The organism is Paenibacillus glucanolyticus NBRC 15330, assembly GCF_004000885.1.
GTDB lineage: Bacteria > Bacillota > Bacilli > Paenibacillales > Paenibacillaceae > Paenibacillus_AQ > Paenibacillus_AQ glucanolyticus.
Genome location: NZ_BIMC01000019.1, coordinates 33,528 through 45,200, shown reverse-complemented (window position 1 = coordinate 45,200; position 11,673 = coordinate 33,528). Strand labels below are relative to the sequence as shown.

Genomic DNA, 11,673 nt, shown 5'->3' with positions numbered 1-11,673 from the left:
ATTTGTACGGTTATGGATCTAACATTTCAAGTATATCTAGGGTGAATCTATCTGTCAATGCAGGAGCATGGCAAGTCTGAATTGGAGCAATCAGCCTGATTTCCTTCTTACATAATAGGCAAAAAAATGCTGCAGCAGCACTTTGATGACAGCAAAAACGGGCACAGCCAAAATCAAGCCCACTGTTCCTGCCAACTGCCCCCCGACTAACAGGGCAAAAATGATCAACAGTGGATGCATATGCAGCTTTTTTCCCACCACTTGGGGTGAAATGACGTTGCTCTCCAGCGTCTGACAGATCATATTCACAACCACCACTAGCAGCACCATCTTCCATGAAATGGTGGATGCCATCACAAGCGCAGGAGCCGCGCCGAGAAAAGGGCCTAAATACGGAATGATGTTGAACACCGCCACGATGCTGGCCAGCAGCAGTGCGTAAGGCATGCCCACGATAATATACCCCACGTAAGCCAGAACGCCGATGATCAAGCACACCAGAAACTGCCCGCGGACATAATTCCCAAGCGCCGTGTCGATCTCCTTAAGCAGCATGACAATTGATTTGCGATGACTCCGGGGCAGATACGATACGGCGGTTCGCTGGAACACCTCAAAATCTTTTAATATGTAAAAGATCAGGAACGGAACAATCAATACATTAAACAGGATGTTGATGGTGTTGCCGATATTGTCCATAAAAGCCGTGATGCCGCCAGCGAGCCTCGATTCCATCTGAAAGAACCAGCTGTTCATCCCCGTGCGAACCCCAGGCGGCAGCAGCCTGCTATCCAGATTGGTCATGAGACTTTGAGCATTCATTGTTAATTCGGGCAGATGCTCATTAAGCTCTTCCAGCTGCCGAATCAGCATCGGAATCATATTAATCAGAATGACCGCGAGCGAGGTCAGAAAGACGGCATAAATGATCAGCACGGCCATGCTGCGGGGAACTTTGCGGTCGGAGAGCATGCATACAACCGGATTGAGCACATAAGATATGATCATGGCAACCAGAAATGGTGCCAGAACAGCCTTGAGAAATCGATAGACATCCAGAAACAGCGGACGCAGCAGCCAGACAAAGTAAAGAGAGATCAATCCAAGCATCAACCATACCAATAATCGAAACCACTTGCTCTCCGTCAGCTGTTCCACAGGGTACCCTCCTTTTTCGCAAGCTATCCTGTAGTATATGTACAAGCTTCCAGAAATAAACTAAGATTTCCAGCAGCGGACATGAAAAAAGACTCCTGCTATACAGCCGCATCGGCCTTTGGCAAGGAGTCGTTTATCTTGTAATATGTACGCGCACTTTAAGAGGACGCGTGTATTTGAGGGAAATCCGGCTGCATTTCATCGCCGAAGAACAGGTCATCCAGCGAGCTGAGCGTGCCGTCCTCTTCTACTTGGTATACTGACATTTTCTCTCCGTTGACTGTCAATTCGATAAAGCAACCCCAGCAATAAAACTGGTGGGAGCCAATCTTTCCGATATCTTTGGAACTACAGTTTGGACATTTCATCCTACCTCACCCTATCCGTTCACAGAATTAATGGCTTTTTCCAGACGCTGTTCGCTCATCGGGGGTACCATGACGGCACTCTCGCCGATAGCCATTTCCGCTGTGCAAGGCAGCCATTTGCGACCTTCGATCAAATCCGATACAAATCCATCAGATATTTCTAACCCTAGTATTGTATTGCCCTGTTCCTGCTCAAAATAAACATCCGATATACGTCCAAGCAGGATTCCATCCTCGGTCAAGACCTGCATCTCTTTCAGTTTGCGCTTGCCCAACAGGTACGTAAGCGGTATATCATTGGCGCCCAGCTTTCGGACAGCCTCCTGGTTGCGAATCATGACGGCATCTTCCCCATAGGCTACAATATCTTCCCATGAGACGCTTTTCACATGAGTGGAAAACAAAGCCTTGCCGTCCAGTTCCAATCCGGTGATCAACCAGTTCTCATCTAGTATAAAATCGTGGATTTTGCCGATTTCCTTACCGTTCTCCACGTCGAATACAGCCAGTCCAATCATTTCTTGAAGTTTCATAATACGGTGGACACCTCCTCATCCTCCATGGGTTTAAAATCAACCGCCGGTCAAAACGACATCCGACTAACGGCCAATCTCAAAGGATGAAATGGACGAACGCATACCCCCTTTTCCTTAGAAGGAGAAATCCCTTAACATCTATTTACGTAACCGATTAAGGATGGTTCCAATTTTTTGGGCAGTGTACTCCATTTCTTGAGTAGTATTACCCAAACCGAAACTAAAACGAATCGCAGAGCGCAAAACAGGGTCAGAAAGTTTCATGGATTGGAGTACATGGGATACTTCCAGAGATCCCGACGTGCAGGCTGAGCCGCTTGCTGCCGCAATCCCTTCCATATCGAGGTTCATCAGCATAGACTCCGTGTTGGAACCAGGAAAGCTGATATTTAGGATGTGAGGTAGGTAATGATCCAGGTTTCCGTTGATCACAAAAGAATCCTCGCCAATCTCCTGACGAAGACCCTGAAGCAGGGTTGATCTCAGCCCGCTGTAATGCTGAATACGCTGCTCCATGTTTCTCACGGCCAATTCCACAGCCGCTGCAAAACCGGCTATTCCAGCCATATTCTCGGTTCCGGCACGACGTTTCTTCTCCTGCAGCCCTCCGAACAGGCGTGGGGATACACTGAGTCCTCTGCGGACAACCAAAGCCCCAACGCCCTGCGGCCCGTTGATTTTGTGAGCGGAGAAGCTCCACATATCCACCGGCAGGTCGCGGCATGAGATTGCCTCTGAGCCCAGAGCTTGCACAGCATCACTGTGGAACACAATTCCCCGGCTGCGGCATACCTCGCCGATCTCAGCAATCGGTTGAACAGTGCCTACTTCATTATTACCGTACATAATCGTCACAAGCACCGTGTTGTCTTTGATCGCGCCGACAATGTCCTCCACGGACACACGCCCTGTACTGTCTACAGGGACATAGGTCACCTCACAGCCCTGCCGTTCCAGCTCATGGCATGTATGAAGCACTGCATGGTGCTCGATCGCTGATGTAATGACGTGTTTGCCCTTTGTTCCGAGCGATTCCAGCATTCCCAAAATAGCCAGATTATCGCTTTCGGTTCCGCCTGCGGTAAACACCAGCTCGTCCGACTGGCATCCTAAAAGGGCCGCGATTTGATCACGCGCCCCGCTTACAATCTTCTTCGCTTCTCGTCCAAAGGCATGGACGCTTGAAGCGTTGCCGTATTGGCCTGTCATCACATTCATCATCCGCTGGGCAACTTCCGGGTGCACCGGAGTTGATGCGGCATGATCCAGATATATCGATTTCATAATAGGTCACCCTTAAATGTACAACATATATCTGACAGGATCTACAAGACTAAAGTTCATTCTACAACAACCCTTTCAGATTCAAGATTTTAGCGTCTTCTATAATAGTACAATCTATAAAGACAAACAACAACCTACAAGCTTTTTGTGGTTGAGGTGTGGGTACTAATATTTATTGAGGTGCAATGAAAAAGGACTCCGCCGCTAAGAACTGGAGTCCTTTTTTCTTTTCGATTTCTTTTTGATCAATTTGCCGAAACAATCTCGTCGATCTTAATCCAATGCCATTCTCCCTCAGGCATGGACAACTTGATTTCTCGACTAAACGTGTGGATCAGTACGACAATACCTGTTAACTTGGTGAATAATTGAATTTCCAGTTATTTGGAGTTATTCAAAGTCTAATCTAGTTATTCAGCGGATATAAGAGCTTATTTCTCTTCACTCTCTTTGATGAGTATAAGGAATATTTGGTAAAGTTTATGCAACTTATAGATAAGGAGGAATTACATTGAAGAAAAAGAAGTCAATTATCACTACCCTTGCCATGGTAATGTGTCTCTCGTTCCCAATAGCCACCTCCGCATCAACTACGTATCCAGATTCAACAGTTTCAATTATCTACAATAGCTCTACTGATGTGTACAGAGCAAGTGGCTCGGGAGGCGATGCTACAACACAATTTTTGTTATCCCCCACTGTTGGTTTAAGCAATGGAAAAACTATTTCAACACTTTTCACAATGGAGAACACAAGTCGTGGAGGGATTGTCCCTAGTCACTGGATAGGACTTCCAAACACTCATTTGCAGTTTAAAAACATGTACGCTTCTAGCGGAAATGATTCAGATGCATCAACATGGAGTGTAAATATTTCTGTTAGTGGAACTACCAGTACTTACCGGTATACTTTTGGAGATAATAACACCGGTGATTTCATAAACCCTGGTCAAAGTGTAAACGCTTGGGTAGATTATAACTGGACGGGGACATCAAATACTTCAATCAGCAATCTAATGCTTGCTCATGGAAATGAGAATTGGACATTTCTAAATGGATGGACGGCCTCAGGCTTGTTTGCAATGGACGCACAAATCGGGAGCAAATCAAGTATGTATCTGGAAACTGGTAGCAGACTCTCAGCAGAAAAAAACAATGCTAACGATCTTCCAGATGCTGAATTATTGAACATTAAAGAAGAACGAAAACAATTAGATTTAGCGATTGAATCAGGACAAGCCAAACCGATCAATCCAAAAGTAACAGTAAACGATGAGTCAGGTAGAGAAATCTGGTCGGGTAAAGCTGATGAATGGAATAAAGTCCAAGATGAGGTATTTAAGCAAAATAAGTTAGGAATATATTCAACCAACTAAGATATCAACCTTCATGAACTCTTTTCCTCGGAAATCATACAATGATTTCCGAGGTGCTTTTTTATTTCATTCGTAAGGAGGGGTTAAATAAAATTGAGGAAAATCATCACATTCCTTGTTGTCGGAGTAGTAATGTTTTTTATTTTACTCGCTATTGATCATTCCTACGTATCCATGAACAAATATATTAATGAGCTGTCCCCTGCAGCAAATATGGAGCGTTTGAAAATTATTTTGCTCAGTCTTTGTCTAGGTATTGTTTTCGATTGGTCAAATGTCATTAAGCTTGTAAAAAAGAAAATAAGCATACACTATTCATTAATATTTCCTTTTCTAGTCTCATTATTTTTAGCAATGCTCCCCGCATTCTTTATAGATATTGAACCCTCATTTTTCACAAACATCTTTATGAAATTACACGTTAATATAATATTCGGAATACTGAGTGGTATAATACTTACTAGAATTTTCGTGAAAAATGAATCATAAAAAATAAAGACCCAACATTGGTATTATCCCCTCAAAGTAGACACTCGAAAAAAGCCTCATGTTATCATGAGAATCGAGCGAACTTGGAGGGGGTATTTTTATGGCTAAAAAGGGACAAGTTTTTCAATCGTATACGGAGGAGTTCAAATTAAGAGCAGTTCAATGCTACCTCGAGGGATCGATGAGCTATCAAGCTGTAGCAGACAAGCTGGGAATACGAAGTTGTACACAACTTAAAACGTGGGTGAGAAAATATCGAGATGGAGAGGTATTCGATACGCGTAAAGGCTCTGGTGGTCCCATGAAAGGACGCCCTCGCACGACGTTCTCAAGTATCGAAGAAGAACGAGATTATCTAAAAGCGCAGGTAGATTATTTAAAAAAGCGGTATCCCAATCTGTTAAAGGAGACAGCCTTAGTCGACAGCAAAACTATGAAATCATCGAAGAATTGAGGGACCAACACGGCGTTACAAGGTTGTTAGCTATTGTGGGAGTGCCTAGAGCCAGTTACTACAAGTGGCGGTCAATGCGCCTTTATCGTAGTAGCCAAAAAGAAGGCCTGGATCAAGAGATCAAAGAACACATGATGGCTACTCACTTGGCTCATCCATATTTCGGTTATCCTCGAATGGTAACGGCTTTGTGGGAAGCTGGTTACCGTGTGAATCACAAAAAGGTATGGCGTTTGATGAAAGAGCTGTCGATTCAGTCTGTGATTCGAAAGAAACGAAAATTATCTAGTTATACACCATCCGTGGTGTACCCTAACCGACTCAAACGGCAATTTCATGCTACTGCCCCGGGACAAAAAATGGTGACGGATATTACCTATATCTCTGACGGAACACACTTTTATTATTTGTCCGTGATTCAAGATTTGTTTAATAATGAGATTGTAGCTTGGCAGATTTCTAGACGTAACGATCTGGAACTTGTACTCGATACCGTCGAGCAGTGGATAAGAAAAAAAGACGTCTCAGAAGCCGTGCTCCATTCGGATCAGGGCTTCCAATACACGTCTCAGGCGTACAACACACGGTTAAAAGAATTCAGCATTAAAGGCAGCCACTCTCGCAAAGCAACCTGCCTAGATAATGCATGCATCGAATCCTTTTTTTCGCATCTCAAAACAGAAAAGTTGTACCTCCTTCAGTGTAAATCAGAAGAAGAGTTACATCAAGCCGTTGAAGATTATATCTACTTTTACAACTACCAGCGTTTTCAGGCAAAACTTAAACAGCGCGCGCCGATTGAGTACCGACACGCGCTGGCTGCTTAGTCTTTTTCACCTGTCTACTTGACAGGGGTATGACCAACATAGGGTCTTTATTTTTTATGTGCTTATGTGGTATTCGATATCCTGCAATACAAAGGGCAGGACCTGAGGAAGATACCGCTACTCCTGCGTAAAGGGATTCTTAACACTTATCTATCTACATGTCACCCAAAATCGTCAGTTAAAAATTGCAGATGATTTTGAATGGGCCTTAAAAACTAAGTGTTGTGGGTAACTTGTGGGTAACGCTTTTCCTCAATAACTCTCAATCCCTTTGAATAGTCGGGATTTCAAATCCCTGTCAAATGTAGAACATGTAATTGTCTGCAGCAGACTGTTCATGATAGTTGATCAGGTAATCGAGTGTTGTGGAATCCAGAACTTCAGCAATGCTGTCGCGGATGCGCAGCCATAGATCCCGCTTCGCCGGATCGTCCTCTTCCGTAAAATCCACAGGGGATATCGGGCCTTCCAGCACGCGAATCACATCACCCGCCGTGATGGTAGCCGGGTCGCGAGAAAGGATATATCCTCCGTACGCGCCGCGAATGCTTTTGACCAAACCTGCATTCCGAAGCGGTGCAATCAATTGCTCCAGGTAATGCTCGGAAAGCTGGTTCTTCTCGGCAATGCTCTTCAGTGAGGTTGGGCCTTCGCCAAACTTGGCAGCCAGCTCCATCATAATCGTTAATCCGTATCTTCCTTTAGTTGATATCTTCAAGGGGGTGACACCTCTTTCGGTAATTTGTATATTGTGTTCATCCTGTACATAAATTGTAGGTGGTTGGGTGAAGCGATCATACGGCTCGCACAGCGAAGGATACACCGAATTCTGTGTTTTTCTCCGTATTCCGATCATTACCCTCAGCTTATGGTAACATATCCTGAACCTCAATGGGTAATATTCCAGCTGGAAAACCAAAAAATGTTCACCCTGAGTGGACAAAATGAAGCGTGTGAACCTTGTTCCAATATGTTAAAATACGTCCATGGGCATAATTCAATATGAAAATGGTGATAACGATGGCAAATGAAAATCATAACACTCGTATCGTTGTCGGCATGTCAGGAGGAGTCGACTCCTCCGTAACAGCGCTCCTGCTCAAGCAGCAGGGCTATGAAGTGATCGGCATCTTTATGAAAAACTGGGATGACACCGATGAGCTTGGCTACTGCACAGCCGAAGCGGACGCTGAAGACGTGCGCCGCGTGTGCGAGCAGCTCGACATTCCCTACTATACCGTCAATTTCGAGAAGGAATACTTTGATAAAGTATTTTCCTATTTTCTTGATGAATATAAAGCCGGGAGAACACCGAACCCCGATGTCATGTGCAACCGTGAAATCAAATTCGGTGAATTTCTGAACAAGGCAATGGATCTGGGAGCCGATTATGTGGCCACCGGCCATTATGCCCGTGTCATCGAAGAAAACGGACAATACCGTTTGCTGCGTGGTGTCGACAGCAACAAGGATCAAACCTATTTCCTCAATGCACTGAGCCAGGAGCAGCTCTCCAGAGCGATGTTCCCCATCGGGCATCTGCCTAAGCCGGAAGTTCGCCGTCTCGCAGAGGAAGCAGGACTGTATACCGCCAAGAAAAAAGACAGCACCGGCGTCTGCTTCATCGGAGAACGGAATTTCAAAGAGTTTCTTGGACAATACCTCCCCGCTCAGTCCGGGGATATGGTAGACATTGTAACCGGCGAAGTGAAGGGCCGTCATGACGGTTTGATGTATTACACGCTGGGACAACGCCAGGGTCTGGGAATCGGCGGTTCCGGCAACGGAGAGCCATGGTTTGTTGCCGATAAGGATTTGACTAACAATATTCTTTACGTAGTTCAAGGCGATCATCCGAGTTTGTATTCAACCGGACTCGCTGCCTCCGGAATCAACTGGATTGCAGGTCAAGACGCTATGCCCAAAGACGCCTACACCTGCACAGCCAAATTCCGTTACCGTCAGCCCGATCAGGAAGTAACCATAACCCCGCGCGAAGACGGAACCGTTCATGTTGCTTTTGCCAAGCCGCAAAAGGCAATCACGCCTGGACAAGCCGTCGTCTTCTATCAAGGGGATGAGTGCATCGGCGGTGGAACGATCGAAACGGCGGATAAAGTGCCTTATTGATCGGCTGGTTTAAACTTGAAGAGCACACACTTCACCCGGAAGGTTTCCGTTCCGAGAAGTGTGTGCTCTTTTTATATAAGAAGAAATATTATCGGAGAACCCATTCCACAACGTCTCCATGCTCCACGCTGGCCGCTACATCAATTAATCGCTGATTCGAGCTGCCTCTGAAAGGAAGGGAGACATCTCTCAGCTCCATTTGAAATTTGCCATCCACGATCACGTCGCACAGCAAAGCCAATTCACGCCGCTTCGGCTGCCTCATCAATGCTTCAAAGGTGAATCCCGTATAAGCCCATACATTTTTCCCGGGACACAGCTTCCTGAAGCTGTACAGAAACGCACTGCATTCCTCCGGAGAGAAGAACGGGTCCCCGCCACATAAGGTCAAGCCATCCAGTAAAGGATTATCCAACATATCTTGGAGTATTCTCATGGACATCGCTTCTGCAAACGGTTCCCCTGCTTCAAAATCCCAGGAAGCCGCATTAAAACATCCTTCGCAGGCATGACGGCACCCGCTGACAAAAAGAACGGCCCGAAGCCCGGCTCCTTCATTGATGCTCTCAGGCAAATATCCGCACACATTCACAGATGTTTCACCCGGTCCCTGACCTCAGCCTGTTTGGCGGAATTGAAGCGCTCGGTATAATTGCCGGTTAAATACCCCGTTACCCTGCGCAGCCGCTGGAAGTTCTCATCTGCTTCCGAAGCACCACACCCGGGGCAAGCGCTCCCGATAATCCCCTCATAATTGCATGCCGGGCACCGATCGACAGGGTGATTAACAGAGAAATACCCGATATTCTGCTGCAAGGCAAACTGCACGATCTCCCGAAAAGCAGCCGTATTCTGTCTCGCATTCCCATCCAGCTCTACATACGAAATGGCTCCTGCATTACACAGCTCGTGAAAGGGTGCTTCCGAGCGGATTTTTCGATAGGCTGCCATCGGATGGTAAACCGGAACATGAAAGGAATTGGTGTAATACTCGCGATCGGTTACCCCCTTGATCACGCCGAAGGTATGGCGATCCAGCTTCGTGAATTTTCCGGATAACCCCTCTGCAGGTGTTGCAAACAAGGAGATGTTCAGATTGTATCTTTCACTGGCCTCATCGCAAAACTGCCGCATATGCCTTATGATCTCAACCCCCAGCCGGTGGCTGGTCTCATCCTCCCCGTGATGCTGTCCGGTTAACGCCTTCAGGCATTCAGCCAGCCCGATAAATCCAAGCGCAAGGGTGCCGTGTTTGATCAAATCCCGCACCTTGTCCTCCGGTGACAACACTTCGCCGCCTTCCCACACGCCTTCCCGCATCATAAAATCAGATGCTTTAGCCGGTTGATCCGCTTGCAGCTCATAACGATGAATCAGCCCCTCCACCGCAATGACCATATAATGATCCAGCTGCTTGAAGAAGTGGGTCAGATCCGGTAAGTCCCGCTTCCCTTCGAGTATTCCATGCTCAATGCCAAGCCTGACCAGATTAATGGTGTTGAAGGACAAATTGCCTTTTCCACTCAGGCGATTTCGCCCAAAACGGTCTGCAATCGTCCTTGTTCGGCACCCCATGGTGGCAATGATTGTATCCGGATCGTCCGGGCTGTAGTAGGCAAGGTTAAACGATGCGTCCACATTGACAAAATTCGGGTACAGCCTGCGGCTGGAGCATTCTACAGCTTTCAGGAACAGGTCATAATTGGGATCTCCTTCCCTTTGATTGACCCCTTGCTTGCACTGAAATATATGCTGTGGAAAAATCGGCGTCTCTCCCCCGCCAAGTCCCCTCATCGTGGCGTCAAGCAGGGCATGGGACACCAGACGCCCTTCGGTGGACGTACACATGCCGTAGTTCAGCGAAGTGAAGGGAATCTGACCGCCTGCCCGGCTGCTCATCGTATTCAAATTATGGATCAAGGATTCCGCAGCCTGCTTCACTTCATTCACCGTCTCATTGTAGGCGTATCGGTAAGTTCGAGGGTATGTTTCCTTCAGCTGCTCATTGTCTATGTATAATTCATTGTCCGGAAGAATACCTGCCATCGATGTTCTCTGTGCTGCCTCCTCCAGATAGGCCACACCCTTGCGAAAATGCCGGCGAAAGGATTTACCGACATACGGTGCCAGATCCCAATCGATTTTACTGCCCGAAACACCGCCGAACTGACTGTTTTGCTGGGATTGAAAAATAATGGCTACCAGCGCCATTGCCGTCATAATACTCTGCGGCGGCCGGACGGATCCGTTTCCGGTATTAAAGCCCCGCTCCAAAAGACGATTGAATGGGATGAATATACAGTTCGTCGTTCCGAGCGCATACTGATCCAGATCATGCACATATACATAACCGTCCTTGACAGCTCTCATAAGCTCCGCCGGGAGAACGAAATGACTTGCCATCCACTTGGCATATTCGGAGCCGATACGGCTCATTTTTCCGCTGAAGGAATCCCCGTTCAGATTTGCATTCTCCCGCAGCAGATCGAGATTGGCTACCCCAATCACATCCCTGCTGATTTTATACAGCTCCCCCCGGCGCACCCGCTCCAGGTCACGGATTTCCCTGTATTGCTGATAGGCCGCGGCTACCTCTGTATAACCGCTGCTCTGCAAATGTTCAACCACGATGTCCTGAATCTCCTCCACCGTCACCTGATCCATTCCCGCCGCTATATGGGCTGCCCGAACGCCAATCTCTAACGCAGCTTGCTCCCGGGAAGCACCCTCTACCGCTATAAATGCTTTATCCACCGCCTTCACAATCCGGCTCATCTCAAAATTCACCAGGCATCCGTCTCTCTTCATGACTTTCATGAATTCGGTCAACTCCTTATAGATAGATCAAGATCACTATCACACTATATATAGTTTTGTTAAACAAATTTACATCTATATATAGTTTGGCGCTGTGATATAGATCACGGTTCAGGAGAGAGTCATGCAGGGAAAATGACAAATGAGAAAGAAGACCGCCCAAATCCTGGGCAGCCAGCTTGCCCAAGTAAATCCGGCGAACGAAAAAGATGCCGCCTACGATTCATGAATCGCA

The 11,673-nt window shown here is 46.7% G+C and carries 10 protein-coding genes and 1 pseudogene; 4 read left to right on the top strand and 7 right to left on the bottom strand.

What is annotated here, in order from left to right; translation table 11 throughout:
* Positions 1 to 90: 90 nt before the first annotated feature.
* The 4 genes from PGL02S_RS22195 to PGL02S_RS22180 all read right to left on the bottom strand — a co-directional run bounded on the left by PGL02S_RS22195 (position 91) and on the right by PGL02S_RS22180 (position 3,346).
* Positions 91 to 1,158: an AI-2E family transporter gene (locus tag PGL02S_RS22195; RefSeq protein WP_006208866.1), complete on the bottom strand. Its 1,068-nt coding sequence runs from the start codon at positions 1,156 to 1,158 to the stop codon at positions 91 to 93.
* Positions 1,159 to 1,316: 158 nt separating this feature from the next.
* Complete coding sequence (locus tag PGL02S_RS22190; RefSeq protein WP_006208865.1) at positions 1,317 to 1,526, bottom strand: hypothetical protein; 210 nt, start codon at positions 1,524 to 1,526, stop codon at positions 1,317 to 1,319.
* An 11-nt stretch (positions 1,527 to 1,537) separates the two neighbouring features.
* Complete coding sequence (locus PGL02S_RS22185) at positions 1,538 to 2,059, bottom strand: PRC-barrel domain-containing protein (RefSeq protein ID WP_006208864.1); 522 nt, start codon at positions 2,057 to 2,059, stop codon at positions 1,538 to 1,540.
* Between the two features lie 141 nt (positions 2,060 to 2,200).
* The gene (locus PGL02S_RS22180) at positions 2,201 to 3,346 is read right to left on the bottom strand and encodes a cysteine desulfurase family protein (RefSeq protein WP_036642978.1); all 1,146 of its coding nucleotides are present in this window, start codon (positions 3,344 to 3,346) and stop codon (positions 2,201 to 2,203) included.
* A 511-nt stretch (positions 3,347 to 3,857) separates the two neighbouring features.
* On the opposite strand from PGL02S_RS22180, the gene PGL02S_RS22170 reads away from it, so the two are divergent.
* The 3 genes and pseudogenes from PGL02S_RS22170 to PGL02S_RS22165 form a co-directional block, all read left to right on the top strand.
* On the top strand, positions 3,858 to 4,721 hold the full coding sequence (locus PGL02S_RS22170; protein ID WP_006208862.1) for a hypothetical protein: 864 nt from the start codon (positions 3,858 to 3,860) through the stop codon (positions 4,719 to 4,721).
* Between the two features lie 589 nt (positions 4,722 to 5,310).
* On the top strand, positions 5,311 to 5,664 hold the full coding sequence (locus tag PGL02S_RS29135; protein ID WP_051449327.1) for a transposase: 354 nt from the start codon (positions 5,311 to 5,313) through the stop codon (positions 5,662 to 5,664).
* Positions 5,604 to 6,491 (top strand): annotated as a pseudogene (locus tag PGL02S_RS22165) (IS3 family transposase); the annotation flags it as partial. The gene PGL02S_RS29135 and the pseudogene PGL02S_RS22165, both read left to right, overlap by 61 nt.
* 298 nt (positions 6,492 to 6,789) lie before the next feature.
* On the opposite strand, the gene cymR reads toward PGL02S_RS22165, so the two are convergent.
* Positions 6,790 to 7,209, bottom strand: a complete 420-nt coding sequence (cymR, locus tag PGL02S_RS22160; RefSeq protein WP_006208860.1) for a cysteine metabolism transcriptional regulator CymR — start codon at positions 7,207 to 7,209, stop codon at positions 6,790 to 6,792.
* A 302-nt stretch (positions 7,210 to 7,511) separates the two neighbouring features.
* Between cymR and mnmA the strand changes: the two genes are divergently transcribed.
* Positions 7,512 to 8,621 (top strand): tRNA 2-thiouridine(34) synthase MnmA, encoded by a 1,110-nt coding sequence (gene mnmA, locus PGL02S_RS22155; protein ID WP_172963981.1) that lies wholly within the window; start codon positions 7,512 to 7,514, stop codon positions 8,619 to 8,621.
* Positions 8,622 to 8,709: 88 nt separating this feature from the next.
* On the opposite strand, the gene nrdG is transcribed toward mnmA, so the two are convergent.
* Both nrdG and PGL02S_RS22145 read right to left on the bottom strand, forming a co-directional pair.
* The gene (gene nrdG / locus PGL02S_RS22150) at positions 8,710 to 9,213 is read right to left on the bottom strand and encodes an anaerobic ribonucleoside-triphosphate reductase activating protein (protein ID WP_036644818.1); all 504 of its coding nucleotides are present in this window, start codon (positions 9,211 to 9,213) and stop codon (positions 8,710 to 8,712) included.
* The gene (locus PGL02S_RS22145; RefSeq protein ID WP_081742881.1) at positions 9,210 to 11,438 is read right to left on the bottom strand and encodes an anaerobic ribonucleoside triphosphate reductase; all 2,229 of its coding nucleotides are present in this window, start codon (positions 11,436 to 11,438) and stop codon (positions 9,210 to 9,212) included. The genes nrdG and PGL02S_RS22145 overlap by 4 nt, the downstream gene beginning before the upstream one ends.
* Positions 11,439 to 11,673: the final 235 nt, after the last annotated feature.